The following is a 24,113-nucleotide window of genomic DNA, read 5'->3' as shown; positions in this document are numbered from 1 at the left end:
GTTGTACGAGGACTCGGCCGACATGTAGAAGTGCTTGTCGGCCCACTCCACCGCCGTCATCGGCGGCTCTTTAAACATCCCCTGCAAACCCAGCTTGACCGCAATGCGCAGGTCATTGATCCAGGGTTGCAAGGTACTCATCGAGGATTCCCGGGATGTCGTCGCTGAACTCAGCGGAAAGGTTTCGCGCCAGGGCGATCTCCCGCTCGAAGGACTCCATCACCAAGGGATCAGCATCCGGGTGGCGGCGACTCACCGTCTTGCAGACGGTCTCCAGCGCCGAGCCAATCTTGGCGGCGATTTTCGCCAGGGCGAACGTGGCGAACGGGGCCGGGACCAGGAGCTTGTCCTGGACCTGGTTCTTCTGCTCTTGGGCGTAGGCCTGGGCCGCGGTGAGGCGCAGACGCTCTTGCGTCAGCTTCGCTTCTGCATAGGGGTCGATCCCGTCCGGGTAGTCCCCCTCTGGTTGGTGTTTCCGCTCCGCTTGGGCCAGGCGGTTCTCCAGCACCGAGCGGACGTCGTAGAAGGCCTCGCGGCCGATCCGAGCCACTGGCTCGACGCCCCATTTATCAAAGGCTTGGGTGCTGATGCCGAGGCTCGCCGCCATCCGGCTCTTGTTGAGCCAATGGGGCTGCCGAGTGATGTTCGAGCTGCTCATGACAACACAACAACCAACCCCCGAAATTCGGTCATACATAGTTGGCGCGCGGGGTTCGAATTACCCTCGACGGCCCCACCCCCGGGGAGAACCTAGACAGGGGGTGCCCCAACCAGGGATTTTTTCGCCTTGAGGGTTCCAGCTGGTTTTGGGTTTTGTGCTGGACAATAAGAATCCCGCACCAAAACCGTGCAGCCCCTCAAGGCACGGCGCTGAAGGTCACAAGCCCCGGTTTAGGCCCGCGGCCCCGACTGAGGCCGGCGCCTCCATTCGGTCGGCGTCCGTCCCTGCGCAGCCTTGGCGATGGCCTCCTCTATGTTCGCCTCCAGCCTGGCGTCGTCCTCGGCGATGCGCCGAACGATGTCGAAGAAGCGGAAGCGCGCGCGATACTGAGGGGCGCGCACGAAGGCCAGCACCATCACCAACGCCTTGTCGCGGCGCTCGCCGATGCCGATTGGCACCCGGCCCCGCTTCATCACGAAGTAGGCCTGCTGGTGCCCCTTGGCCAGTGACCTGGCGCTGTCGGTGGCGTTGTGCTTGGAGCCCTCGCGGTACTCCAGGGCACCCAGGCCAGACAGTATCTGGATCATCTGGCCGCGGCTCATGTTGCCGTACTGGTCCAGGCGAGCACCTGCGGCGGGTACGATGAACATCCCCTTGGGCAAGATGCCCCTGGCTCGCAGGTTGCGCTCCGACGCCTTGTCCACGCGCGGGCCGCCAAACACCTGGGGCGCCACCCAGTCTTCCGGCGCCTGCCCCTTCGATGCATGGTCCTTCTCGTCCTTCACCCACAGCGCAGCCTCCAGGCGGTTCGGCGTAGCGCTCAGGATGCGGACAGCATTGCGGGTGAAGGGCGTCGGCTGATCGAACACATCGTCAATCTCCGACCGCAGTGCCTGGTTCGCCTGGTTGGCGGTGTGGTTCAGGGCATCGGCCAGCACACGGTTCGGCAGATCGCCGCCGAGGCTGGCCAGGGAGGCGACTGCGTCGTCCAGGTCCTGGGCACTGATACTTCCCCGCATGGTGCTGTCCTCAGAGGCCGGTGCCTTCGCGGAATTCCTTCACCATCTCGGGCAGCGCCCTGCCCTTGCGCGACTCGCTCCAGGCGAACCAGGCCCGGACGATCACCCAGGCCGGCAGGCCGCAGACGAAGATGATGCCGCACAGGGCGATCATGCCGATGTCGTCCTGCACCCAGTTGCCGATGTCGAGCCAGCGCACCAGGAACGCACCGCCGCAGACACTGGAGACCACGGTGCAGATCATGGCCACCACGAACTCGCGCGGCGTCTTCGGCAGCGTCATCACCATCACCAGGATGGCAGCCAGGAAGGCAAAGAAGCCAAAGGCGCCGAGCTTGTAGAGCGCGATGCCGCCAACTGCTGTCGAGGCAGGCTCGGTCATGGTTGTCCTCATACGGGTGTCCCCAGGCTTCGCCAGCCCTGGCACTGCATAAACAAAAGCCCAGCGCGATGGCTGGGCGTTGGAATTGGTGCGTGTCTCTCCACGCCGTCCGCCACAGGCTCACCATCGCCAGCGCCCTAGTGCACCGGTCTCGATGGATCACCACATGCCAGCCCCGAGGTATCGGAGCGCAGTCCGCATGGGCTGCCAGGGTTTTATCCGCTCACCGCACTCCTGGCTGATCGGTGTCCGGTCTCCCCCTCTCGGGCCGCGCCGGCTGCGTAGACGATGGGCACAAAAAAACCCGGCACAGTGGCCGGGTTCTTCGATGCGTCTAGCTGCGTTCACAGCTGTTCACGCTGCCATAAAACCACCCCCCATTCCGCGCGTAAACACTTTTTCAGTCCGCATCCCTCAATCGCTCCAGGGCGCAGTCGATCCAGGCTACGCCGGCCTTCACCAGCTCCCGGACCTTGGCTTCGCTCAGGCTGTGCTCGCGGGCGATTCGCAGGGCCGGCCACTTCGCGCCGAAGTAGAGCCACACGAAGTCGCCCATCTGGCGATCACGGCTCACCAGCTTGGCCAGGGCCTGGTCGACGACCTGGGCGACCTCATCGGTGATGCGGTAGGCCTTCCCCTTGCCCATCGGATTGCGCTGGCTCATCACCGCCGCCATCTGCGAGACGTAGCCCGGAACCCCCATGCCATCCATCCGCCAGTGCCCCCACTGCTCCAACAGGTACTCGGTGTCACCCAAGGGCTTGTCCGTATAGGTGCGCGGTCGAGTCATGCAGCCCCCTTCGGCGGCGGGGTGATCCCCAGGACATCGCGCAGCAGTTGCTCGGCCGCGGCGCCTTTGACATTGCCCTGCAGCACCCAGGCCTTGGCGAAGTCCTCGAAGCCGAGGGGCGACGGGCTGCCCATCCAACTGGCGACCAGCTGGAGCAGGCATGCCATCACCGTGGGCCCGGCGGCCATGGATGGCAGTTCCTGGGCCAGCACCTGGAGCAGCTTGCGCTCGGGCTGGGTCATGCATTTACGCGGCGCGAGGGCCGTTACGTTGGTCATGCGGCTTTCCCCTTGCCGTACTGGCGGCCCTTGAACGGGCGGTTCATCTCGACCTCCTCCTGGGAGGGCTCGCGGTAGCCGAACAGGTTGACGAATCGGCCGTACTGGCCCTGCTGCTGGACGTGGCACATTCCGGGCGCCGCGTTGCGGTTCTTCGGCATGAGGATCTCGGTGATGCCGTTCTGGCCCTCCTCTGTGTCCATGTCGCGGTGGACGATGAGGATGCAGCTGGCGTCGGCCTCGATCTCGCCAGAGTCGCGCAAGTCGCTGGCCTGGGGCCGCTTGGCCTTGCCGGCGCGCTTGGTCGACTCCCGGTTGAGCTGGGAGAGCTCGATAACGGGGACGTCCAACTCCTTGGCCAGGCGTAGCAGGGCCTTGCTCACGGCGCCGACCTCGTCCGCGCGCGTGCGCCCCTTCACCTCGACCGGCACCAGGCCCAGGTAGTCCACGACGATGCCGGCCAGGCCGTGTTCACGCTTGGCGCGCCGGGCGATCGAGCGCATCCGCGAGGGGGTGACGGCGGGGTCGTCGCAGATGAACAGGGGTGCGTCCTTGGACTGGTTGGCCGCAACGTTGAGGCGCTGCCAGTCCTCCTCGTCCATGTCCTTGGGCGACTCCAGGCGCTTGAGGTCGATTCCGCCCAGCGAAGCGATCGCGCGGATGCCCAGTTCCTCCTCGGGCATCTCCAGGGAGAACACCAGCCAGGGCTTGCCGCGCTTCACCGCGTTGTGCTGGGCGATCTGCAGGGCCAGGGTGGTCTTGCCGCTGCCGGGCAGGCCGGCGATCACGGTGACCTTCTTCGGGCGGATGCCGCGCATCAGCCTGTCGAGGTCGTCCAGGCCGGTTTCCTGGAACTTCGGCAGCCGGTCGTTGAGGCCGTCATCGATCTTGTTACAGGCCTTCAGCACCACCTCGTCCAGGCGCCGATAGGCCGGCGCGTCGTCGTCCAGGTCGCGCAGGTCGGCCATCGCCTCCTGCGCTCTGGCGATGATCTCGGCCAGCGGACGGTCCTCAGTGGCCAGGTCCTCGACGGTGCGCGCGGCGTCGATCAGCCGGCGCAGCACGGCCCGCTCGCGCAGGTGCCGCGAGTAGGTGCGCCAGTTCGCCGTCGACGGGACGTTCCTGTTGATCTCGCCGGCATAGGCCAGCGTGCGCCCCTCGCTCGGCAGCGTCGGCCGGACCTGGGCCACCGTCACCGGATCGACAGGCACGCCCTCGGCGTGGAGATCGGCCATAACCTGGAACAGCGCGGCGTTGTCGTCGAAGTAGAAGTCCGCCGCGGTGATCCCCTCGATGATCTGGTCCACCAGGTTCGTGTCCTGCTGGGCCGCGGCGCGCAGGATGGCGCCGAGCACGCCGTGCTCGGATTCGAGGCTGTACAGTTCCCGGCTCATGCAGGCACCCCGCCACGGGCCGAACCCCAGGTGAAGCGGACGGCACGGCCGCCCTGGCGCAGGCGGTCCAGCGCCCGCTCGCCGATGAAGTCCTGCAGCGTCAGCTCCCCGGCCTGGGCCGCAGCGGTGTCGGCCGGCAGGTTGGAGATGAGCACGGTGGGCAGCACCTGCTGGTAGCGTTGGTCGATCACCTCGTGCAGCAGGCTGCGCTCGTACTCGGTGCCGCCCTGGGCGCCCACCTCGTCGATCACCAGCAGGTCGAAGCCCACCAGCTCCTCGATCACGTCGCGCTCGGTGTACTGGGCGCTCCTGGCCATGGCGCCCTTGGCCACCCGGATGATCTGGGCGGCGCTGGTGATGACGGCCTGGGCGCCATGCTCGCGGATCACGTGCTGGGCAATGGCGCTGCCCAGGTGCGTCTTGCCGGTGCCGACGTTGCCGACCAGCAGCAGCGAGCGGCCGGCCTCGTAGTGCTCCGGGAACTGCTCGGCGAAGTCGCGACAGCGGACCAGTACCTGAGCCATCGGCACGCTGCCGTCGGCCTGGTAGCTCTGGAACGTGGCATTGCGGAAGCGCGGGGTGATCCCCGAGCCGATCAGCAGGGCGTTGAGCTTGCGCTGCTGGTTGACCTGCAGGGCCTGCAGGTGCTGCTCGCTGCCTTCCGGCGAGGTGCGCAGGCCGGCGAAGTGGCAGGCCGGGCAGCCATTGGCGAGCATGCCGCCGCCGTACTGCTCCACGCTGACTTCGGTGTAGCGACCGTGCACCGGGCATTCGGCGCCGTTGTCCGGCCCCTGGGTGCGCTCGGGAGCGCGGACGAAGTTAGAAATTCGGGCCGTCATGATCGGGCTCCTCCTGGTACATGTCGGGGGTGTGCTTGGGGAGGTTGGTGAAGTTCGAGGGCTTGGCGCCTGGGGGCCGGCCATCCTTGTCCGGGAACAGGCCAGTCCAGCCATTGGTGACGCTCTCCAGGATCACCGCATCGGGATTGGGGTGGTCGGCCAACTTCGCCGCCTGCTGGCTGCACGAGGTCGGCGTCAGCGGCTTGCGGATCTCTCGCCGGTGCTGAACCCACTTCGCCCAGGCTTCGGCGCTCACGTTGTCCGGCTTGGCGGTCAGGGGATCGAACGCCGCGTCACGCTTCTTGCGCACAGACTTCGGCGCCGGCTCGTCCTGATCGCCTGCCGCGCCAGCGGCTTCCCCCTCGGGGGGTAAGGGGGGTTCTTTTCCCTGTCCCTGTCCCTGTCCCTGTCCCTGTCCCTTCTTAGCCGTGACCAGTGCGTGACCTGTCACGGTGACAGGCGCGTGACCCGTCACGGACTCGTCACCGCCAAGGCGCGACACCTCGTCACGCAATTCCTTGGTCTTTATGTTCCAGGGGAGAACCACGCCGCGCTCGCGGAGCCAAGCGAACATCGCCTGGCGAGCATCGCGCTCACGCCGCTTGCGCTCGTTCTCCGCTGCCTTGCCCTCCCGGTACTCCAAACGCTCGGCCCACGCCTCTAGGGCCTTCTCGGCAACGACAGGGTGGTAGAGACGACCATCGGAGCATTCGACGAATCCGCGCAGTGCGCCTTCACGAACCTTGCGCCAGCCCTTCAGGTCGGTTCGACCATAGCCGGCATAGGCGGCCAGCGTGGCGTCCGCGTTCGGAAGAGAGCCAGCCGGAACCTGGTTCCATGACGCACACCACAGCAGCACGGCGGCGCGGAACTCGTCTCCAGTTGCCTCGATGGCCAGATCGCTATCACGCAACCGATTGACGTCCAGCGGCATGAACGGGAGCCCGCGCAGATCGCAATCAGCTGGCGTGAACGGATCAGGAAGCGACATCGCCACCCTCCTCCTTCTCAGACCACCAGGTCTTTTCGGTGCGCAGCAGGATGCGCGCGTGTGCCATGACCGCCCGCAGTTGATCCGGCGAGAGGAGCACCAAGTCTTCCTCGCCCATCGAGGACGTCTGACTGATGGCGAAGTAGCCGCCTTCGGTGAGGTACACATCGGTTTCGAAAGTCGGTTTGAGCCTCATATGTCGAGCTCCTCGGTGATCCGGCGGATGAAGTCGTCGTAGGCCTCAGCCATGACGAACCCCTGCTGTTCCAGCGCTTCGCGGTAGGCCTTGGCAGAGCCGTACAGCACCCACCGTTCGCGCTCCGGCAGATCGCGGAATTGGTTGTAGGAGGGCCAGGGACCGGCAATCACCGGGAGCCCGGGGACGAAGGAGCCGGGCGAGCCCGGGGTGCCCCGCGCGGGGCTGCGGGTGCTCATCGGGCACGCTCCAGGCGCTCGACGAGCGTCCGCAGCTTGCGCTTGAGGCGGGCGGTCAGGTCGCGCTGCTCCACCCAGCGCCGGTACGCAGCGTCGGTGAAGCGCAGGACGCCCTCGAAGGCCTCGTCGTCGGGGTTGATGCGCCGCCGATCGTCCGGATAGGGCCGGCCATAGGCGTTGAAATAGGTCGAGTACATCGTGTTGAGCTCGCGCCGCAGGGCGTTCCGGCGCGTCTCGGCTTTCTGGTAGGCCACCGCCGCCTCGGCGATCAGTTTCATGTGCTGCTGCTCGTCGAATACCTTGCTCATTGCTTCACCTTCTGGACCAGGCGGAACCGGCCCTCGAAATACGGATGGGTGGCCTGGGTCTCGCTGACCATCTGGCACTCGGAAACGAAGCGGCGGAACACCGCGGTGATGTCGCTGGATGCCCACACGGCGTATTGGCTACCCTGGGCTTCCTCATGGCCGTTGCGGACCATCCCCCAGGGCTTCGGGCTGATCGGCATCTGGCGTACCACCGTGTTCACCACGGTGGCCGACAGGCCGTAGCGCTCATGGATCACCTCGCGGATGCGGGTGATGGGCATGCAGTTCTGCGGGCAGTGGTCCCAGACGCGCGACTCGGCCAGGTCCTCCACGTGCTGCTCGATCCGCTCAATGGCGACCTGGTGCTGGGCCTGCTGCTGCTCGATCTTCTGCTGCCGGCGCTCGAGCTGCACCTGGATCTGCGCATGGGCGAGCATCTGCTCGGCCTGGGTCATCGGCCGGTTGAGCTGCTCTGTCACGCGACGGCGCACGGCCTTCGATTCGCGCATGAGCACCCACATGCACTGGTCGCGGCTCATCCGCAACTCGACCGACTCGGTCTTGTTCGGGTTCTGCACTACGAAAGTTTCGTAGTGGTCTCCCTGCAGCTCATCCTGACAGCGAGCGACGAAGTCGTTCCGACGCACCGGGGCTTCGCCGAAGTCGACGCGGGCCTGGTTGACGAGGTCCAGCAGCTCGCTGCTGGTCATGGTGGCGGCCTGGCCGCCCGTGGTGGTGGTCAGGTCGTTCACTTCGAGGCCTCCTCGATCGCCTTCAGGCGGATCTCGAACTGCTCGCGGTCGCAATCGAACTGGTTGTGCCAGTCGTCTGCGTTGTAGATGGCCATTCCACAAAGGCCGGCGAAATGGAACATCGAGGGCTCCCTGTCCAAGCTCTCGCGCAGGACAAGCAAGGTCGACCGCAGCATGTCGATGCAGTCCATCGCGCAGCTGACCTTGAACGCGGCTTCCTCGGCGATCCGTTGAATCTCGGGCTTCTGGCTCATGCCGGCACCCCCAGCTTGCCCAGCAGGCCGACGAGGTCTTCGCCGGCAAGCCTGGCCATGGTGATGATCGCGAGATGGATGGCATCCACCTGTTCGCCAGTGAGGCGCGGCCCTGGCTCGCCCCCCCTCGAAAGCCAGGTCTTCGCGAACAGCGACAGCCAGGTCGCCGACGGCGGTGATGTAGCCCTGGAGCTGATCAGCCAGGGCCTGCACTTCAGTGCGCTTAGCCATTGGCCACCTCCCCGCCTTCCAGCGCGGCGCGTACCAATGCCAGGGCCGTCTCGTTGGCATGAAGCAGCAGCGACACCTGACAGGAGACCGCGGGTTCGTCCAGGATGGCCAGCAGGCCGCCGCGCACTGCATCGAGCAGATCCAGCGCGCTGTCCAGCGCCTGGTCAGCGTCGACTCCCTCTACGGTGGCGAGCACCGCGGCATTCCCCTCGGAGCGCTTGGAGAGATCGACAGGGGGATGCTCGCGAAACGTGATTCCGATGGTGGTCCGGCTCATGGCTTGCTCCCCTTGTTCAACTGGGTGTTCGCCGAGTCGAGCAGCGCCTTCGCCCCCTCCAGCAGGAAGGACAGGCAATAGGCCGACTGCTCAGCATCCTCAGGATCACCGTCGGTGATCAGGCGGGTCAGGTGGACGCAACCGGCGAGCAGGTTGCTGCTGCCATCCAGGCAGTCCTCCACCGTCAGGCCGTCCACGGGAGCGAACGGAGACTGGCAGGAGATCAGAGCCTCGAATTGCTGAATGGCCGAACTGGTGACCTTGGTTTCCAAGGCGGCGCGAGTGGCGGCGGTCATGCTTCACCGCCTTCAGCTTCAAGGCCGCGGACACAAGCCCATTGCATGCTGGCTGCAGTCTCCACCAAGACACGGATGGCATGGATCTCCAAGCCATTCATGCTGCCCTCAAAATCACCCTGCAGATCGTGACCAACCTGCTTCAGCAAGCTGCTAATGCCGTCCAGCAGACGGTCGGCTTCGCGCATCATTTCCATCAACGGAACATCAGAATTCACTCTGAGCGCCGCATGGCCCGAGCGGGTTGCGAGGTAATGGCACTCGGTGGTCTTTGCCTGTTGCGCCAAGGCCGGCGCTTTGGTATTTTCGTCTTGCATGTTTCGTCTCCTTGAGACAAAGAAGTACCCGCCACCTGCGCTAACAGGTGGTTCTGAAGAGCCCGGTACCAGCCGGGCTTTTTGCTGTCTGGCGTTTGGGAATCAGCCAGGACGGAAGATGGCGGCCGAGACGGAAGGATTCATGCGGAAGCCTCGGCACTGGGTGGAATGAAGTTCTGATCAGCAGACGACACGAAGCTGGCCCCCATCGCCTTCGGCCAGCTCGTTCTCCATGCCGCGCCGAATCTCGAAAGCACGGGCCTCGACGAAGCGGAGTGTCTCGATAGCGCCGGGCAGCAGCGGGCGATCCTGGGCATCGATCTTTCCGTCAGCCAGGACTTCGCCGCACGCGGTCACCGCATCGCCGAGGCGCGACACCAATTGACCAAAGGCGCTCACAGGGCAACCGTCGGCGCCAGACTCCCGAGCAGCGACCAGGCCATAGCGAGCGGCCAACTCGGCAACGCAACGCTCGCGGCGCTCAGGATCAAGAGCCTGCACCCAGGCCTCCTCTACCCAGGACGGCAGATCGACCTCCCCATCCATCCAGCGCTCGACTCGCTTGCTCCAAGCCTTGTAAGCGCGGCCGTAGGCAGTCACGTCGGCGGTAACCGTCAGGGCGGTCAAGTCCGGATAGCCACGCTCGGCGGCACGCTCCGGCGCCATCTGGAAGAGCGCGGCGTTCAGCGACTCGCCGAAGCCATCCTGACTGATAGCGGTGCGAGCAATCATGTCGCGAGCGAAGGCGATCAGGACGCCCTCGCGGGTCAGGCTGTGTCGGAAGTTCGACGTATTCATGCGGTGCTCCAGGTTCTAATCTGCCCCCATCAGAAGGAGGCGGCGGTGTGCAGTTACTGGTCAGGCGGCGGAACGACGTGGCGCGGCACTACGACGAAGCTCGGAGGGATTAATCTCCTTCCCCCTGGCCAAGGACAGGCCCGCTATGCAGTCGGCGTAATTGGTTTCCCCGGTGTACTCGGTGCGAGGCAGGACGCCCGAGGCAGCCCACTTGTAGACGGCGCGAACGCTCACGCCGCAGGAGGTCGCAACAGCTGCAGCGCCACCGGCGTCTTCAATCGCTTGCTTGAGGGTGCTCATGGAACCTCCAGACCTTAATGAACCATAAGTACATATTAGATCGGAACTGAAAGTACAGGCAAGCACATGGGATAGTGAACCTATGGTTCAATCAATCAATATCCGGCAGGCCTTCGTCGCCCGCCTTAAGCAAGCTGCTAGCGCTTCAGGGATTTCTGACTGGGGCCTTGGTGCTCGCCTATCAGAAATAACCAAAGTGACACCGAAGGCAGCAAGCAAATGGCTGAACGCTGAAAGCATGCCGGGACGTGTCAACATGGAGTCCATCGCCAAGGCTTTTGGCGTTCGCGTCGAATGGCTGGAATACGGCCTGGGCGAAATGCGCGAATCGGACCAGGCGAAGACCGAGCCCGAACCTTCGGCGGACTCATCCGATGACGAATACGTCCACGTCCCGCTGAAGAGCGCCAGGGGCGCAATGGGCCGCGGCTACGAGAACCCCTACGTCGAAGTGAAGGGGCATCTGGCGTTCAAGCGATCCTGGATCATGGCCAGGGGCTTGAACGTGAAATATCTGGAAGCCTTCTATGCCGACGGGTGGAGCATGCATCCCACCATCAATGATGGCGACGTGGTGCTGTTGAACAAGGCCCAGAAAGAGCCGATCCACAACACAATCTTCGCCCTCAATGGCGCCGACGGCGTGATCATCAAGCGCCTGTCGTATGCGAGCGCCGTGAACCAGTGGGGACTGATCAGCGACAACCTCGACAAACGCGAATTCCCTGACCAATGGCTGGACGAAGACGATGAGCCTATGGCGCTGATGGGGCAGATTGTTTGGCGCGGCGGGGATCTGTAAGAAATGGGAATGAACAAACCCACCCAACTGCTCAAGCACGACCTCAAGTCCATAACGGCGGACCTAAAGTGGGCTTCCGTCGACTTGGTGAAGATCGCCGAGCGCCTGAGCCAGTCAGGCAATGAGATTGACGCCTGGGCTGTACTCCGTATCGTTGGGGTGCTCATCAACGGCGAGGACCGTCTTGGCTCATACGCCAACGAGGTCAAGGCGGGGCGGATAACGCGGAGCAAGGGCTGATTGGGCCGGGCCGCGTGGCTATAGGAAGATCATGGGGGGAAGTGAGTCTTCATAGCTCAGAATCAGCATTCAGGACGAGCATCGAACATGGCGAAGCAGAAGCGCTCCAACAATACAACCTATGTAAAGAGCATAAAAATTACCAGCTTTAGGGGACTTAGCAATATTACAGTCCCACTTGGAAGGCGAATAACATTGCTATGCGGTAAAAACGGGACATCCAAGTCTTCAATTTTGGGCATAGCAGCTCAGGTCTTCAGTTTCGAGACCGACTACACCAAGAATGAATCGCTAACATTTCGCACTCTAACCGGCTCCAAATTTGAATCTAGAGTGTCTGAGCACTTCAGGCTTTCCAAGAAATTTGATAAGCCAGATTCCATGGATACATCCGTTTCCATTTATGATGGCTATACCTCTGAAGAAGTTGATTTAGCCCTGAAGCTCTATGACTCAAAAGACAGATCAAAGCCGCGCCCCATCGTTCGGGGGAATACTCTTGCTGATGGTGAGAACACAAGCCGTAACGCAACTCACCCGGTTATCTATTTAAGCCTGAAAAGACTCACACCGATATCTCAGCGCACTAGATATACCGAGCACGACATTGAGTTCCTAACAGAACATAGGCGGGACTTTGTCGCTCTCAGCAATAAGCTTTTAAGCAAGCGCTCTGCAACATCGGTTACAGCAACGACCGGAACAATTAAATCAGCCGCTGCGCATGGCAATAATTATGATCATGACTCTGTATCTGCCGGAGAGGATAATGCCGGACAGATTCTTCTGGCACTATTTTCTTTTAGAAAGCTAAAAGAGGAATATCAAGATTACAAGGGCGGCTTACTCTTAATTGATGAAGCTGACGCAGGACTGTTCCCTGCAGCACAAAAGCAGCTAATTAAGATACTCACAGACGAATGTAAAGATCTAGACCTTCAAGTAATAATGACATCGCATTCACCGACAATGATCGAGGACATTCAGAAGCTCAGCACTCTTAACTCTGAAAATTATCAAAACATATATCTAAGCGACACGTATGGACCAATAAAAATACAAGAAAACGTGACATGGCCGCAGATTTATGCAGACTTGCACGTGCAGACAATCCCAGTTGACACAAACTTACTACCAAAAATAAATGTGTACTTTGAGGATAAGGAAGCATTTGATCTTTACAGCTCGATAATAACAGATAGGACCATAAAGAAAATCACGAACACGCTAAAAGATGTGGCACTTGGATGCACTGAATACATAAAGCTTGTAAAACGAAAAATACCTGAATTTAGCTCAAAAAGCTTGATAATTCTTGATGGTGACGTGGACAGCACCAAGGGTATGGACAGCATAGTAAAGCTGCCTGGAATGCTGCCACCAGATCAATTAATTTTTGAGTTCTTATTCAATCTATCTCCAGACGACCCTTATTGGAAAAATCAAGCAGGTTTTACCAAGCCAGTGTTCATGACTCTCTGCGACAAAATATCAGACACACTGAAGATCGATCCGGCAGATGAAATAATTGACATTGGGAAGCTTATTTCGGATTACCGCGATACATCTAACACGGAAGGCCAGAGACTACGAAATCATTTTAAAGACTTCGCGAAACAACAAGTTTTTCTAAAGATGGTAAATGGCGGTGCGGCACAAAATCCATATAGAGCGTGGGTAAAGCATAATCCGGATCTGGCGGAAGATTTTCGTGACCGCCTAAGGAAGGCCCTGCGGAATACGATGATCAATGGCCACGGTGTCGACTCTGCATTGCTTACCAGCCTAGAGCCTGCCTAGACTGCGCAAAGGGCGTGAGTTTCGAGGCTGGCCAAGTATACTGCGCGCCGCTATCATGGGGCTGAAGCCCCTCAGGATTAGACCACGATGTACTCAAACAGGCTCTACACCCCTCTGCGCTACCCTGGCGGCAAGGCTCGCTTCGCGCCCTTCATCGCTAAGGTGATGGAGCTGAACAGGCTCACCGGCGGCCACTACCTAGAGCCTTACGCAGGGGGCGCCGGAGTTGCGCTTGAGCTTCTATTCCACGAGCATGCTTCGCACATCCATATCAACGATCTGGACCCTGCTGTAAACGCCTTCTGGGTCGCAGCAACTCAACATGCCGACGACCTATTGCGCCTCCTGCATGACACTCCTATAGACATGGATCAGTGGCACTATTGGCGCGGCATCATGCTTGGCCAACATGAAGCGGGCCCAGCAGAGCGCGGGTTCGCAACGCTTTTCGTGAACCGCACCAATCGATCTGGCATCCTGAAGGGCGGCGTGATCGGCGGTAAAGATCAGACCGGGCCCTATAAGCTAGACGCACGATTCAAGAAGGATGCGCTTTCGGCGCGGATTGCCAAAATCGCCGAGCGCGCCAGTTCTATTTCGGTCTACTGCGAGGACGCTCGCGACCTTCTGCTTCGCTGCGAAGAGTTCCTGCCTAAAAAGTCGCTCATTTATCTTGATCCACCTTACTATGTAAAGGGCCGTGGTCTTTACAGGAACTACTACGATCACTTCGACCACCTAGCGATAGCCAAGGTTATTAAGCCGAGAAAGTTTAATCGCCCTTGGATGGTCTCTTACGATAACGCGAAGGAAATTCGCGACATGTACCAAGGGAAAGAAGGTCTCACCTATGGCCTGTCCTACTCAGCTCAAGAACGGTATCTAGGTGATGAGGTGATGTTCTTCCAGAGCGGAATGAAAATTCCAGACGAGGCTCAGCTTCCGCCTACCTCGCTAACCGCCTAGCACGAGCCCCGCACCCGCGGGGCTTTTCGTTTCCGCCCCTTGACCGCCCTACCCGTTTTGGTAAATTTTCCCTGCCCTGGAGCTGGGAAGACAGCAGCTACCAGGACAAGGCCGCGCCATTGAGTGCGGCCTTTTCGTTTCCGGCCTAAGCTGAATTCCCTGCTCTGGAGGTTCCCATGGCCGACTCCCTTCTCCCCCGCCCCGCTCTACCGCCTAAGCCTGAACATCAACGCCATCGGCTCGGCTGTCGAAGAACTAGCGATCTGGGTTGAGCAACGAGGTTCCACCGAGACCTCAGACGCCGTGAAGCTCCACTTGGAGACGCTGATCGAGAATGCGGAGTTCATTTCTGAGGCGCTGGTGGAGCCGATTGCGCGCGAAGAAGAGAGATAGCAAAGCCCCGCTGCGGGCTACTACTTTTGGTCCTTCATAATGTCGAGAAGGTCCTTTGCCGTTTGCATGCTCAATGGCAGCGGCGAGTCCTGCCCCTCTGATGCTTTCTCCCGATGGTGGAAGTAACGCATCAAAGCTATGAGCAGGACTGTTGGTATAGATGCCAAAGCCAAAATGATCGGAATGTCAGTGGCTGCATGGGACTTAAAGCTGAGCACGACATACCACTTCCCAAAGACGAAGCGACCATTACCGAGGAAGATGAACCCAACCAGCATAAGGTAGAAAAAACCAACCAACTGCATGGCTCGCCGGGCCAGCTTCTGCTCCCATTCGAAGCGCCAAATTTCCTTTCTCAGATAGTTCTGAAGGATTTTTGGATCTACGGAGCTTTCGCCTTCGGCCAATCCCTGGTCGTCGTTGCTCATAGGATGCCGAGGTTTCTCAGGCGATATTCCATTGCGGCGGTCGAAACACCGAAGGTAGCGGCCAGCTTTTTAAGATCGGCAACCTTCTCTTCGAAAATCATGTGCTTCACCAAGGCGGCGGGCATCAGAAGCGATGCGGCAAAGCGGTTTGCCGCAACCTCTCTAGGGTCGCGCACGCTAGCGCTCATCTGCTTGTCGGTATCACGCGGGGCGTCAACATCGCCATTTATATGGTGCCCGATCTCATGAGCTACCGTGAAGCGACGGCGTACTGCGGAATCAGCAGGATTGTAGGTAATCAGCGGATCACCATCGCGATAGCTGTAATGGCCGCTTTCGCGGTCAAGCGGCGAACCTGCCTGAACCTCAATGCCCATCTTCTCGGCAATGGCGATGGGGTCGACTGGAAGCTTGAAGTCCCAATGAGCCTTCAGGACGTCAAGCGCGGTGCTGTATCTCATGCGTCCCTCCTCTCTATGGCTGATGACAAGCTTTTGGCGGCGACATTATGCTTGCGCCGTTCCAATAGTCAATTTGGGCGCAATTGGCATTGTTTGCAAGGGTGGTACGAGTCAGAACTGCTCGACGTCCAGCAGCGCCCAGGGTCGCAGCCCCTGCTCCTTGGCCTGCTTCTCGGCCGCCAGTATTGCCTCGGTCCGGCTGATGCTCCGCGAGCGGTGCTCGAAGCGGAACGCCGGGCCGCTGGCTTCCCTCACGCTCAAGACCACCAAGTAGCCGCCAACCGGCCTGCTGGCGTCCTTTGTCGTCTTCTTTTTGACCGGAGCAATCCCCAAGGCTTCGCGCATCTGAAGTTCGAGGTCTTTGGTAGAGGGCATCTGGCTGGACTCGCAGAGAGGGGCGGCGATTATCGCAGCTTCCAGGACACGCCGGTGCCCATTCGCTGGGCGGCACATCATTTCGATACCCCCCCTTTCTGGAACCAATTAGAACGGCGCCACCTCCTCGTGCAGGCTCTGCACCACCATTTCCTCGCTGTAGGCCTCCTCCCCACAGTCCTGGGCACCCTCCTCCTCTGACGGCTGCCACGTCAGCAGCACCGTCCCGTCCTCGTTCCGCGTCATCTCCAGGCCTTCCGTCTCGGCCAAATCCTCGAGCACCTGGCGCCACGCCAGCTCCGCGTCGTTGCCCAGCTTCCAGATCGTCGTTCGGCGGTTCGCCTGCGCCTTCGGTACATAGAACTTATCCATTAAAAACAACCACATGTGTACCAGTCCAAAATTTGTACTTTTGGTTCTTGACCACAAGTGAACTATTGGTACATATTAACTTCACGCCAGCACGTTGCGGCGCCAGGCCACCGAGCCGGCCATGCCGCAGGAGAGCGAGATGAACCTGATCAGTTACAGCTTCAAAGACCGCCCCGTGCGGGTGGTCACGGATGAGCACGGGGAGCCGTGGTTCGTTGGGAAGGACGTGTGCGAGCTGTTGGGCTACACCAACCAGAACGACGCCATGAATCGCCATTGCAAGGGTGTCGTGAAACGCTACCCCCTTGCCACGGCGGGCGGCACGCAAGAGATGCGCGTCCTCTCCGAGCCCGACACCCTCCGACTGATCGTCAACAGCCAACTACCGGCAGCCCAGGAGTTCGAACGCTGGGTGTTCGAGGACGTGCTGCCCTCGATCCGCCGTACCGGCAGCTACACCATCGGCCAGCAGCAGGCGCCAGCCCTCACCAGCGATGCCGTCATGATCATCGAGTCGATGAGCCGGACGCTGAACCTGGCGCCCTCGGCCACGCTGGGCATGTATCAGCGCCTCGGCGCCAAGGTCGGACACGCCGATCTGCTCCCGGCCTACGCCGTAGACAGCCCCGATGACGACGGCACCAGCCACGTCACTGCTGCTCTCTCCGACCTGCTGCGCTCGCATGAGGTCCAGGCGTCCGCGCAGAAGGTCTACAAGCTGATGCAACAGGCAGGTCTCGTGGAGCGCCTGAGCCGCCCCAGCACCAAGGGCAATGGCATCCGCGAGTTCTGGACGCTGACCGAGAAGGGCCTGGCGTTCGGCAAGAACATCACCAACCCGAACAACCAGCGTGAGGTCGCCGTGCACCTGTACGTCGACAAGTTCGAAGCGCTGTTGCACTGCCTGCACGACGAGACCTTGCAGTAACAGCCCAGCAGTAAGCAACCGAGTTTTGCGAAAGCCATCAATCGCGGCAGGCCTTCGGCTTGCCTGAAAAAGGAGATTCACATGCTGATTTTGACGCGCCGCGTAGGCGAAACCATCCGCATCGGCGACGACATCGAAGTCGTGGTGCTCGGCGTCAAGGGCAACCAGGTACGCCTCGGCGTGGCCGCCCCGCATGACACCGAGGTTCACCGCGAGGAGATCTACCAGCGCATCCATGGCGCAGAACCGCTCCATCAGCCCACGGCCGCCAGGAGCTGCTGACCATGGAGAAAATCACCCTGGTTCTGAAGCCCGGACTGGGCCTCAACTTCGAAGCAATGCGCCCCGCCCTGCAAGCTGGCGCAGCGGTGGCCATCGGCCGCGGCGGCGCCGTGATCGAAACCCTGCTCGCCGGTGACGCGCCCGGCAGTATGCTGCGATTGATCGGCCGCCTGAGCGAAGGCGTTGACACCCTTGAGGACATTGCCGACGGCCTGGAGAACACCCTGCTGAACATCGAGCGGCACGCCGAGGCTGGGCAGAACGGCTCCGCCCTTCAGGCCATGGATGCCCTGCGCCGCATCCGCGAGCTCACTGCGGCATTCCTGGATAACTCCGGAGCGCGCGCAGAGCGAGGCGTCCCTGCCTCTGGCGCCGCTGCAGAACCGGATTACCCTGGCGCCGCAGCCGCTCGCCGCCGGGTTGATCCCGGCGAGCAACCCCATTCCGCTCAGTCTCTTCCCCGCTGCGGCATCTGCAGCGAGCAAGGCCACGCCGAGGAGAACTGCCACTGGAAGTATGCCCGCGATGCCCTAGCCTTCGCGCAGCGGCTTGATCAGCATCTGCTGTCGCGCGCCCAGGCCGAACAGCAGTTGGCAGAGCTTCCCCCGCTGGAAGAACACCTGGCCCAGGTCGAGCGGGTGGCTGCCGATCTCCGCGAGCACGGCCCTTACCGTGTGCAGCTGAAGCCCTGCAGCTTCTGCGGCGGCCCGCCGGTGCCGTTTGTCCAGCTTGCCGACCGGGGCTTCGGCGCTGCGCCACGACTGGACAGCTATGGTGACGATGGTCTCTCGGTCGAAGCCTTCGTGTTCTGCCACGAGTGCGGCGCCCGCGGCCCGATCCATGAGGACGACATCTTCGACGCCAGCGACTATGACTGGGCGCTCGAGGCCGGCGTGGACCTCTGGCAGAACCGCGATGAGCGTCACGCGCAGCTGTACCTGGCCGGCGAGGCCGAAGGCCTGAACTTGTTCCCTCGCCCTGACATTGCGCCCGGCCCCGGGGCGCTGTGCGCGGGCGTTGACGTCGCTACCGACCGCGTGGAACTGGCCATTCACAATTGGACCGCACCGGCGGAAGGCGGTGACGCATGAGCATCACCCTCAAGGGCCACGTGCTCAACCAGCGCCAGCTCGATGCGATCACTCCGGTGATGAACGACCTGATCCAGGGCCGGGTAAGCCAGACCGGTTTCGAAGAGGCCTGTGTCCAGGCACTGGAGCAGGCCGACTGCCCCTTGGGCTACGACGTCTCCATGCCCGGCGCGGGCTCCACCATCGAGCAGCGGGCCACCAAGTGGCTGCGCGACGGCCAGGTGGGCATGTCCTCGCGTGCCATCCACGACCACATGCTTGGCCTTAAGCCGAAGCGAGGCTACTTCGACCACCCGCACGATCCTGACGACCTGAACCGCTGCCTGCTGCTGCTCGACCTGATTCCCGAGTGGAAGCCCCGCATGGGTGAAATGGCGCAGCACGGCCCGCACTGGGCAGCCCTGGCGGCGAACTGGGAATCCATCGCCGAGGCGTTCCTGCGCGAGGCCGGCCTGGACTGGCGGTACAGCAACCACGCACCGGAAACCTACGCGCTCATGCGGCGCGCACTGGGGGACGCATGAGCAGCCGTCAGCACTGGGCTTGGCACTGCCTGTTCAGCATTGCAGCCATCGCCTTCTTCGGCCTCTTCCTCGCCGCCGTCGAGCAGCGCGACGAGGCCCGCCGCCTGGCCAAACCCACCATCGAGATGCGCGGCACCACCCTGGTGGTCTCGTGCCCGAAGCCGATCACGCCGGCGGCCGCCACTGGCGCTCCCCGGCAACAACCGAGGTTCATCCTATGACCGTGACCGCACACGTGCCGGCCGGCGCCAACCAGAGCGCGCCGCAGCCGACGAACCCCAGCCCGTTCTACATCCTCGGCGCGCGCCTGGTCGACCTGGGCACCGCCCTGCAGAACCAGCGCAGCACTATCGACGACCTGGTGCGCCTGGCTAGCGCCTGCGGCATGGACCTGCGCATCAAGGTGGTGGAGGACGGCAGCCGTGCTGATGAAGCGTGACCACTTCCTGAGCCTCACCCGCATCTGGCGACGCCCTGGGCTGTCGCTTCGCACCCAACTGCTGATCGCGCGCCGGGTAGCCCGCCAGTACAACCAACTCGATGATGTCGAGAGGGCCGTCTACTCGCGCGCCCGCCGGCCCCTCAAGAACGGCATGCCGTTCACCAGGGCGAAGCTGGACGAGCTGGAGCGTGACTACCAGGCCATTCGCGGGATGCGCGAGGCCGGACGACTGGCTATCGGTGAGTGGCTGATGTCGGCCGGCAGCGAGATCGAGGCGGAACTGGGAGTCGCAGGCATCTGCGACGTGCTCGCCATCAACCCGGCACACCGCGCCGAGGTGGCGGATGCGAAGCCCGGCCAGGCCCTGGACTTTCTGGCCTTCGTGGCCGGCCTCGAGGACAGCGCAACCCATTTCGGCGCCAGGCGTCCATCGCCCTGGAAGGAGGGCCCGCTGTTCCACTGCATCCTTGAGCTGATGATGAAGTTCACCAGGGAGAACCCGGGCGCCCTGGGTGATCCGTTCGCGCCGGACGGCCCGCTCTACGGGGCCCCGAAAACTCTGGTCCGCAACGACGGCACAGTCGAGACGCAGCGCGCGGCGCTGACTCTGCACAGCCGTGACGGTAGCGCGCGGGTGATCGAGCGGAAGCCGGAGGTGACGCGATGAGGGGCTTCGCCTGCATCGGCCTGCACATGCCGAAAGACCACCTGAACATCGGCGAGGTCCTGCGCGCCGCCGGCTGCTACGAGGCCGCCATGGTGGCCATCAGCGGGAAGCGCTACCAGCGCGCCAGGACCGACACCCGCGCCCAGCACAGGCACATGCCGGTAATCCACTCCGTCGACGACCTGAAGACTGTCATTCCCTTCGGCTGCGTCCCTGTGGCGGTTGACCTGATTCCAGACGCCACCCCGCTGCCGGACTACAGCCACCCGGAAAGCGCCTTCTACATCTTCGGCCCCGAGGACGGGACGCTGGGCGATCAGGTGCTGACGTGGTGTAAGGACCGGGTGTACGTGCCCACCAGGCACTGCATGAACCTGGCCGCAACGGTGAACGTCGTCCTTTACGACCGGCTGAGCAAGCGGAAGGAGGCCCGCCATGGCTAAGCCTCTCGGATCACTCGCAAGGAAAGCCCTGGACCGGGCCAAGCGAATAGCGCCAGCACCAGCGCGCCGGGCATCCAAGGCGAAGGCGGCGCCGGTTGCTCCGGTTCAAGCGGAACGACCTGCGGCGCCGGCCCAGTCCATGGCGCCGGTGGCAGGGCCCAGGGTGGATAGGGTGCTGTTCCTGGAAGGGCGCCGGGCAGCGCAGGAGATCCTCCGCAGCTTCTCCGGAATGCTCACGCATCACGGCAAGGCTCAGGAGGTGTTCCAGCAGTTGAGGAAGGGAGCGTCGAGCAGACCGGCCAGCTTTGCCGCTGGCATGGAATCGCTCATCGCCGAGGTTGAGGCGCTGATCGCGCGCCACGAAATGCAGAATCCGCCAAACGTGGCGCAAGAAACTTGGAGGTAGGTATGACGGAAGATGCTCAGAAGGGGAATGTTCAGGTGGACATTCTGCTGAAGTTCGAGGAAGTGAGCAGTCAGGTTGGGCTCGGCCGGACGGCCATCTACAGGACGATTGGCGCAGGCACATTCCCGGCGCCGATCAAGCTTGGGCGAGCATCGCGCTGGTCGCAGCGCGAGGTGCAGGCCTGGATGGATGAACGCAAGCGCGAGCGCACTGCCTCGTAGGGGGAATGGCGGCCTATGGCCGCCCCCTCAATGCCGCCATGTCAGGTGATCGCCCGACACCCCTCAACCCAATCAGCCCAGGCCTGCATCATCTCCCGCCGCTCATCCAGGTAGACAGCGTGGTTATACGCGGCCTTGGTCTTGTCCTTCTCCTTGTGAGCCATCTGCACGTCGATCACCTTGGGCCGGAAGCGCTTCATCTCTTCCAGGTGCGTGTTCGCGGTAGCCCGGAAGTCGTGGCAATGCCACCCCTTGAGCCCCATGTACTCCATCGCCCTGTTCAAGGTCGTCGCGCTCAGTGGCTGGGTTGGGTCCTTCAGGCCCGGGAACAGCAGTTCGCCACCGGTGATCCCGCGCAGCTCCCTCAGTAGGTCAACAGCCTGCGCAGGCAGCGGCACCAGGTGGACGCGACGCTTCTTCATTCTCTCCGCCGGCACGGTCCACAGCGCGCTATCCAAATCGAACTCTGACCAGCGCGCGGCGCGCAGCTCGATGGTGCGAGTGAACAGCATCGGCAGCAGGCGCAGGGCTATCACAGTGCCACGGAATCCCTTGTACCGATCGACCGCGGCCAGATAGGTGCCCAACTGCTCGCGCGACATCGGCTGGCTGTGATTGATCTCGCCGCGCTCGACGGCCCCTTTCACCGCAGCCGCTGGATCAGCGTCAGCCCGAAGGGTAACCACCCCGAAACAGAAGACCGCCGACACCCACTGCCTGACCTGCAGGGCGTAGGCCGAAGCTCCTCGGCCATCCATCCGGCGCATGATCTCCAAGATGTGGGCTGCGGTGATCTCGCGCATTGGCAGCCGGCCAATCACCGGGTAGACGTTCCCCTCGAAGGCGCGCCGGATCTGGTCTCGGTATTTCTCCGTCCGCTTGGCCAGGCGCTCGTCAATCCACTCCTCCGCAACAGCCTTGAACGTGTTCTTGTTCTCTGCCAGCTGCTTGGCCTTCTCGGTCTGCCGCACGTGCGAAGGATGCCGGCCGGCCTTCACCAGGGCCTTGGCTTCGTCACGCTCTGCGCGCGCGTCCGAAAGCGAGACGTCAGGGTAGGCCCCGATCGCGAAGGTGTTTTCCTTGCCAGCGAGTCGATAGCGATAGCGCCAGAGCTTCGAGCCGTTCGGGCGCACCTCAAGGAAAAGGCCGCCGCTGTCGGTGAGCTTGATAGGAGTGTCACCAGGCTTGGCCTGGCGGATCTTCACGTCGGTGAGAGGCATGAGGGTATGCGGGTATCGGTCCATTGATACCCGCAACGATACCCGCATTTTTCGGGGATGTCAGCGAACTAATGGGAACCGAAGTGGACATGAAAGCCGCTCAGATAGCGGCCTTCAGAGGGGAAGTGGAACAGAATGGGATTACAGAGAACATCAATCGTGCTGATCGATCATCAGCAGCATGTCTGCTCGGACCTCAATGATTGCACTGCTTTCGGTTCGCGTCGCCGGCGCACCCGGGGCGGCCTGGGCAGGACCTGGCCATTATGCCAGCGGATGGGGGGACGAACGCGGGGAAGGGACCGGCGCGAGGGCCGGGAAAGAAGGAATCAGGCGCGCCAGCGCCAGCGGGCGAATGCCTTGAGGAGGGAGATGAGGATGCTGTTGCGGTGAATCACGGTAGCGATCTCGCCAGATGATTGCCGAACAGTAGCCGATGGCCGCCCGGCAACGCAAGCCGCACGGGCCCGCGCGGCGCCGGGAGCCGGCGGGCGGCTAGCGGCAGGCCTCCAGCGCGGCGCGCAGGCGGGCCTCGTAGCCCAGGTGCTGCTGGCGCTCGGCGAGCAGTGCGCGGACCTTGGTCTGCAGCGAGTCGGAAGGATGCAGGAGGGAAGTGGCGAACACCGGCATGAGGACGGCCGGCGCCCGGCAGGGAATGGCGACCGGCACCCGCACTTCGAGCGCGGCCGGTTGGGTGGGCGCCACTGCGGTGCAGGCCGCCAGCAGCGGCAGGCCCACGAGGAGAAGAACTTTCATGGCGCCAGCTCCTGGTCGATGAGCTGGCGCGCAGCGGCGCAGTCCTCGCCGTCGCTGCGCCCCGCCAGCAGGCGCTGGGCGGCCGCCTCGTGGGCATCCGCCTGCACCTGGGCCGCCCGCAGCGCCTGGGCGGCGTCGATCTCGCGCTTCCGCGCGGCGAGCGCCAGTTCATCCAGGCGGCGGTTCTGCTCGGTCAATTGGGCCTGCAACGTGCTGCGGCCCTGGGCACAGAGCGCGCTCTCGACGCGGGCGGCGTCCAGTTGCGGACGCAGGTGCCGGGCCGCGAGCCAGGCGCCCACGGCAACGCCGAGGCCGATCAGGAGCAGGACGACGGCGAGCTTCCGGTACAGGCTCATCCCAGCACCTCCTGCGCCCGTCGCCACAGTTTCTGGCGCTCGGCCAGGCCATTGAGGCCACCGTTGATGCGCCGGGTGATGTCCTCGAAACGGCCGGCGTCGGCCAGTTCGTTCAGGCCCGCGTCCGCCCACCACCAGGCCGCCGACTCGCAGGCCCAGCGCGGTTCGGCGAGCGACTCCGGGTGGGCCTCGAAGGCCTGGCCGAGCGCCATGCCGACGCGCCGATAGTTGGCCCGGCCGGTGATCTGCAGCAGGCCACGGCCGCGGTAGCGCCAGCCATCGCCGGAGGCCTCGTCACCATTGCCGTTGCGCCCGGCGTAGGCACAGTTGGCGATGGCCTGGGGCTGGTAGGCCAGTCGGCAAGCCAGCGCGGTGGGCTTGCCGGCGGCGTTGCGGAAGCGCCGCGGCCAGGTGTCCGCCAGGCCCTGGGCGCCGTAGGCGAGGTTTTCCACCAGGCGCGTCAACCCGGCGCTCTCGTGGCCGACCTGGGCGAGGAAAGCGGCGGCGCGCGGCGCTCGGTCAACCCCGTGGGCACGCATCGCCGGCGCCAGCCAGGGCAGGACCTGGCCGGCCCGGGGAAACAGCAGCAGCAGTTGTTGGTCGGTGATCTCCATGCTG

General features: G+C 62.8%; 40 protein-coding genes. 14 read left to right on the top strand and 26 right to left on the bottom strand.

The annotated features are described in order from the left end of the window. Positions 1 to 112: 112 nt before the first annotated feature. The 18 genes from QSJ95_RS06215 to QSJ95_RS06130 all read right to left on the bottom strand — a co-directional run bounded on the left by QSJ95_RS06215 (position 113) and on the right by QSJ95_RS06130 (position 10,322). A complete protein-coding gene (locus QSJ95_RS06215) occupies positions 113 to 658 on the bottom strand; it encodes a terminase small subunit (RefSeq protein ID WP_285640870.1) in 546 nt (181 codons plus the stop codon). Positions 659 to 891: 233 nt separating this feature from the next. Next, entirely contained in the window at positions 892 to 1,680 is a 789-nt protein-coding gene (locus tag QSJ95_RS06210; protein WP_285640869.1) for a hypothetical protein, read from the bottom strand. Between the two features lie 10 nt (positions 1,681 to 1,690). Beyond that, the gene (locus QSJ95_RS06205) at positions 1,691 to 2,062 is read right to left on the bottom strand and encodes a hypothetical protein (protein WP_285640868.1); all 372 of its coding nucleotides are present in this window, start codon (positions 2,060 to 2,062) and stop codon (positions 1,691 to 1,693) included. 400 nt (positions 2,063 to 2,462) lie between these two features. Then, positions 2,463 to 2,852: an antiterminator Q family protein gene (locus QSJ95_RS06200; RefSeq protein WP_285640867.1), complete on the bottom strand. Its 390-nt coding sequence runs from the start codon at positions 2,850 to 2,852 to the stop codon at positions 2,463 to 2,465. After that, positions 2,849 to 3,130, bottom strand: a complete 282-nt coding sequence (locus QSJ95_RS06195) for a hypothetical protein (protein WP_285640866.1) — start codon at positions 3,128 to 3,130, stop codon at positions 2,849 to 2,851. Before QSJ95_RS06195 ends, QSJ95_RS06200 begins: the two co-directional genes overlap by 4 nt. Continuing rightward, a complete protein-coding gene (locus tag QSJ95_RS06190; protein ID WP_285640865.1) occupies positions 3,127 to 4,524 on the bottom strand; it encodes a replicative DNA helicase in 1,398 nt (465 codons plus the stop codon). The genes QSJ95_RS06195 and QSJ95_RS06190 overlap by 4 nt, the downstream gene beginning before the upstream one ends. Then, positions 4,521 to 5,363, bottom strand: coding sequence for an ATP-binding protein (locus QSJ95_RS06185; protein WP_285640863.1), 843 nt, complete (start codon positions 5,361 to 5,363; stop codon positions 4,521 to 4,523). Before QSJ95_RS06185 ends, QSJ95_RS06190 begins: the two co-directional genes overlap by 4 nt. Beyond that, entirely contained in the window at positions 5,344 to 6,354 is a 1,011-nt protein-coding gene (locus tag QSJ95_RS06180) for a phage replication initiator YdaU family protein (protein WP_285640862.1), read from the bottom strand. The genes QSJ95_RS06185 and QSJ95_RS06180 overlap by 20 nt, the downstream gene beginning before the upstream one ends. Further along, positions 6,341 to 6,550, bottom strand: a complete 210-nt coding sequence (locus QSJ95_RS06175; protein ID WP_285640860.1) for a hypothetical protein — start codon at positions 6,548 to 6,550, stop codon at positions 6,341 to 6,343. Before QSJ95_RS06175 ends, QSJ95_RS06180 begins: the two co-directional genes overlap by 14 nt. Beyond that, entirely contained in the window at positions 6,547 to 6,789 is a 243-nt protein-coding gene (locus QSJ95_RS06170; RefSeq protein WP_285640858.1) for a hypothetical protein, read from the bottom strand. The genes QSJ95_RS06175 and QSJ95_RS06170 overlap by 4 nt, the downstream gene beginning before the upstream one ends. Beyond that, positions 6,786 to 7,097, bottom strand: a complete 312-nt coding sequence (locus QSJ95_RS06165; protein WP_285640856.1) for a hypothetical protein — start codon at positions 7,095 to 7,097, stop codon at positions 6,786 to 6,788. The genes QSJ95_RS06170 and QSJ95_RS06165 overlap by 4 nt, the downstream gene beginning before the upstream one ends. After that, positions 7,094 to 7,849, bottom strand: a complete 756-nt coding sequence (locus tag QSJ95_RS06160) for a phage antirepressor (protein WP_285640854.1) — start codon at positions 7,847 to 7,849, stop codon at positions 7,094 to 7,096. Before QSJ95_RS06160 ends, QSJ95_RS06165 begins: the two co-directional genes overlap by 4 nt. Continuing rightward, entirely contained in the window at positions 7,846 to 8,103 is a 258-nt protein-coding gene (locus tag QSJ95_RS06155; protein ID WP_285640852.1) for a hypothetical protein, read from the bottom strand. The genes QSJ95_RS06160 and QSJ95_RS06155 overlap by 4 nt, the downstream gene beginning before the upstream one ends. A 223-nt stretch (positions 8,104 to 8,326) precedes the next feature. Beyond that, complete coding sequence (locus QSJ95_RS06150) at positions 8,327 to 8,611, bottom strand: hypothetical protein (protein WP_285640850.1); 285 nt, start codon at positions 8,609 to 8,611, stop codon at positions 8,327 to 8,329. After that, a complete protein-coding gene (locus QSJ95_RS06145) occupies positions 8,608 to 8,907 on the bottom strand; it encodes a hypothetical protein (protein WP_285640848.1) in 300 nt (99 codons plus the stop codon). Before QSJ95_RS06145 ends, QSJ95_RS06150 begins: the two co-directional genes overlap by 4 nt. Continuing rightward, positions 8,904 to 9,224 (bottom strand): hypothetical protein, encoded by a 321-nt coding sequence (locus QSJ95_RS06140; protein WP_285640846.1) that lies wholly within the window; start codon positions 9,222 to 9,224, stop codon positions 8,904 to 8,906. The genes QSJ95_RS06145 and QSJ95_RS06140 overlap by 4 nt, the downstream gene beginning before the upstream one ends. Before the next feature lie 180 nt (positions 9,225 to 9,404). Further along, entirely contained in the window at positions 9,405 to 10,022 is a 618-nt protein-coding gene (locus tag QSJ95_RS06135) for a DUF8585 domain-containing protein (RefSeq protein ID WP_285640843.1), read from the bottom strand. Between the two features lie 60 nt (positions 10,023 to 10,082). Next, positions 10,083 to 10,322 carry a helix-turn-helix domain-containing protein gene (locus tag QSJ95_RS06130; RefSeq protein WP_285640840.1) on the bottom strand — a complete coding sequence of 80 codons (240 nt, stop codon included), beginning with the start codon at positions 10,320 to 10,322 and terminating at the stop codon, positions 10,083 to 10,085. Between the two features lie 82 nt (positions 10,323 to 10,404). Here QSJ95_RS06130 and QSJ95_RS06125 point away from each other — a divergent pair, with 82 nt between their 5' ends. The 4 genes from QSJ95_RS06125 (at position 10,405) to QSJ95_RS06110 (ending at position 14,130) form a co-directional block, all read left to right on the top strand. Further along, positions 10,405 to 11,124 (top strand): LexA family transcriptional regulator, encoded by a 720-nt coding sequence (locus QSJ95_RS06125; protein WP_285640838.1) that lies wholly within the window; start codon positions 10,405 to 10,407, stop codon positions 11,122 to 11,124. Positions 11,125 to 11,133: 9 nt separating this feature from the next. Continuing rightward, positions 11,134 to 11,364, top strand: a complete 231-nt coding sequence (locus QSJ95_RS06120; RefSeq protein WP_502945262.1) for a hypothetical protein — start codon at positions 11,134 to 11,136, stop codon at positions 11,362 to 11,364. 87 nt (positions 11,365 to 11,451) lie between these two features. After that, complete coding sequence (locus QSJ95_RS06115; RefSeq protein WP_285640834.1) at positions 11,452 to 13,164, top strand: AAA family ATPase; 1,713 nt, start codon at positions 11,452 to 11,454, stop codon at positions 13,162 to 13,164. Positions 13,165 to 13,251: 87 nt separating this feature from the next. Continuing rightward, positions 13,252 to 14,130, top strand: a complete 879-nt coding sequence (locus QSJ95_RS06110) for a DNA adenine methylase (RefSeq protein ID WP_285640833.1) — start codon at positions 13,252 to 13,254, stop codon at positions 14,128 to 14,130. 413 nt (positions 14,131 to 14,543) lie between these two features. On the opposite strand, the gene QSJ95_RS06100 is transcribed toward QSJ95_RS06110, so the two are convergent. From QSJ95_RS06100 to QSJ95_RS06085, 4 genes are all read right to left on the bottom strand, one after another. Further along, a complete protein-coding gene (locus tag QSJ95_RS06100) occupies positions 14,544 to 14,951 on the bottom strand; it encodes a hypothetical protein (protein WP_285640830.1) in 408 nt (135 codons plus the stop codon). Continuing rightward, positions 14,948 to 15,412 (bottom strand): ImmA/IrrE family metallo-endopeptidase, encoded by a 465-nt coding sequence (locus tag QSJ95_RS06095; RefSeq protein ID WP_089394508.1) that lies wholly within the window; start codon positions 15,410 to 15,412, stop codon positions 14,948 to 14,950. Before QSJ95_RS06095 ends, QSJ95_RS06100 begins: the two co-directional genes overlap by 4 nt. Positions 15,413 to 15,523: 111 nt before the next feature. Next, complete coding sequence (locus tag QSJ95_RS06090) at positions 15,524 to 15,757, bottom strand: hypothetical protein (protein ID WP_285640825.1); 234 nt, start codon at positions 15,755 to 15,757, stop codon at positions 15,524 to 15,526. A 138-nt stretch (positions 15,758 to 15,895) separates the two neighbouring features. After that, complete coding sequence (locus QSJ95_RS06085) at positions 15,896 to 16,159, bottom strand: DUF1654 domain-containing protein (protein WP_285640823.1); 264 nt, start codon at positions 16,157 to 16,159, stop codon at positions 15,896 to 15,898. A 139-nt stretch (positions 16,160 to 16,298) separates the two neighbouring features. Between QSJ95_RS06085 and QSJ95_RS06080 the strand changes: the two genes are divergently transcribed. The 10 genes from QSJ95_RS06080 to QSJ95_RS06035 all read left to right on the top strand — a co-directional run bounded on the left by QSJ95_RS06080 (position 16,299) and on the right by QSJ95_RS06035 (position 21,163). After that, positions 16,299 to 17,087, top strand: a complete 789-nt coding sequence (locus tag QSJ95_RS06080; RefSeq protein ID WP_285640822.1) for a BRO-N domain-containing protein — start codon at positions 16,299 to 16,301, stop codon at positions 17,085 to 17,087. An 81-nt stretch (positions 17,088 to 17,168) separates the two neighbouring features. After that, the gene (gene csrA / locus QSJ95_RS06075) at positions 17,169 to 17,369 is read left to right on the top strand and encodes a carbon storage regulator CsrA (protein ID WP_285640820.1); all 201 of its coding nucleotides are present in this window, start codon (positions 17,169 to 17,171) and stop codon (positions 17,367 to 17,369) included. A 2-nt stretch (positions 17,370 to 17,371) separates the two neighbouring features. Then, on the top strand, positions 17,372 to 18,460 hold the full coding sequence (locus QSJ95_RS06070; protein ID WP_285640818.1) for a hypothetical protein: 1,089 nt from the start codon (positions 17,372 to 17,374) through the stop codon (positions 18,458 to 18,460). Further along, positions 18,457 to 18,984, top strand: a complete 528-nt coding sequence (locus tag QSJ95_RS06065) for a hypothetical protein (RefSeq protein ID WP_285640816.1) — start codon at positions 18,457 to 18,459, stop codon at positions 18,982 to 18,984. The genes QSJ95_RS06070 and QSJ95_RS06065 overlap by 4 nt, the downstream gene beginning before the upstream one ends. Further along, positions 18,981 to 19,205 (top strand): hypothetical protein, encoded by a 225-nt coding sequence (locus tag QSJ95_RS06060; protein WP_285640814.1) that lies wholly within the window; start codon positions 18,981 to 18,983, stop codon positions 19,203 to 19,205. Before QSJ95_RS06065 ends, QSJ95_RS06060 begins: the two co-directional genes overlap by 4 nt. Next, positions 19,202 to 19,423, top strand: a complete 222-nt coding sequence (locus QSJ95_RS06055; protein ID WP_285640813.1) for a hypothetical protein — start codon at positions 19,202 to 19,204, stop codon at positions 19,421 to 19,423. Before QSJ95_RS06060 ends, QSJ95_RS06055 begins: the two co-directional genes overlap by 4 nt. Continuing rightward, positions 19,407 to 20,093 carry a hypothetical protein gene (locus tag QSJ95_RS06050; RefSeq protein ID WP_285640811.1) on the top strand — a complete coding sequence of 229 codons (687 nt, stop codon included), beginning with the start codon at positions 19,407 to 19,409 and terminating at the stop codon, positions 20,091 to 20,093. The genes QSJ95_RS06055 and QSJ95_RS06050 overlap by 17 nt, the downstream gene beginning before the upstream one ends. Further along, on the top strand, positions 20,090 to 20,536 hold the full coding sequence (locus QSJ95_RS06045) for an RNA methyltransferase (protein WP_285640809.1): 447 nt from the start codon (positions 20,090 to 20,092) through the stop codon (positions 20,534 to 20,536). Before QSJ95_RS06050 ends, QSJ95_RS06045 begins: the two co-directional genes overlap by 4 nt. After that, the gene (locus QSJ95_RS06040) at positions 20,529 to 20,942 is read left to right on the top strand and encodes a hypothetical protein (protein ID WP_285640807.1); all 414 of its coding nucleotides are present in this window, start codon (positions 20,529 to 20,531) and stop codon (positions 20,940 to 20,942) included. The genes QSJ95_RS06045 and QSJ95_RS06040 overlap by 8 nt, the downstream gene beginning before the upstream one ends. A 2-nt stretch (positions 20,943 to 20,944) precedes the next feature. Beyond that, positions 20,945 to 21,163 (top strand): helix-turn-helix transcriptional regulator, encoded by a 219-nt coding sequence (locus QSJ95_RS06035; protein ID WP_285640805.1) that lies wholly within the window; start codon positions 20,945 to 20,947, stop codon positions 21,161 to 21,163. Positions 21,164 to 21,204: 41 nt separating this feature from the next. Here the strand turns inward: QSJ95_RS06035 and QSJ95_RS06030 are convergent, their stop codons facing one another. The 4 genes from QSJ95_RS06030 to QSJ95_RS06015 all read right to left on the bottom strand — a co-directional run bounded on the left by QSJ95_RS06030 (position 21,205) and on the right by QSJ95_RS06015 (position 24,109). Continuing rightward, positions 21,205 to 22,383, bottom strand: coding sequence for a tyrosine-type recombinase/integrase (locus QSJ95_RS06030; RefSeq protein ID WP_285640802.1), 1,179 nt, complete (start codon positions 22,381 to 22,383; stop codon positions 21,205 to 21,207). Between the two features lie 495 nt (positions 22,384 to 22,878). Next, a complete protein-coding gene (locus tag QSJ95_RS06025) occupies positions 22,879 to 23,139 on the bottom strand; it encodes a hypothetical protein (protein WP_064581842.1) in 261 nt (86 codons plus the stop codon). Continuing rightward, positions 23,136 to 23,495 carry a hypothetical protein gene (locus tag QSJ95_RS06020; protein ID WP_285640801.1) on the bottom strand — a complete coding sequence of 120 codons (360 nt, stop codon included), beginning with the start codon at positions 23,493 to 23,495 and terminating at the stop codon, positions 23,136 to 23,138. The genes QSJ95_RS06025 and QSJ95_RS06020 overlap by 4 nt, the downstream gene beginning before the upstream one ends. Then, positions 23,492 to 24,109 (bottom strand): glycoside hydrolase family 19 protein, encoded by a 618-nt coding sequence (locus tag QSJ95_RS06015; RefSeq protein WP_064581840.1) that lies wholly within the window; start codon positions 24,107 to 24,109, stop codon positions 23,492 to 23,494. Before QSJ95_RS06015 ends, QSJ95_RS06020 begins: the two co-directional genes overlap by 4 nt. Positions 24,110 to 24,113: the final 4 nt, after the last annotated feature.

It is taken from the genome of Pseudomonas sp. NBRC 100443 (genome assembly GCF_030268185.1).
Lineage (GTDB): Bacteria > Pseudomonadota > Gammaproteobacteria > Pseudomonadales > Pseudomonadaceae > Pseudomonas > Pseudomonas citronellolis.
This window is presented reverse-complemented; position numbering and strand designations above follow the sequence as displayed.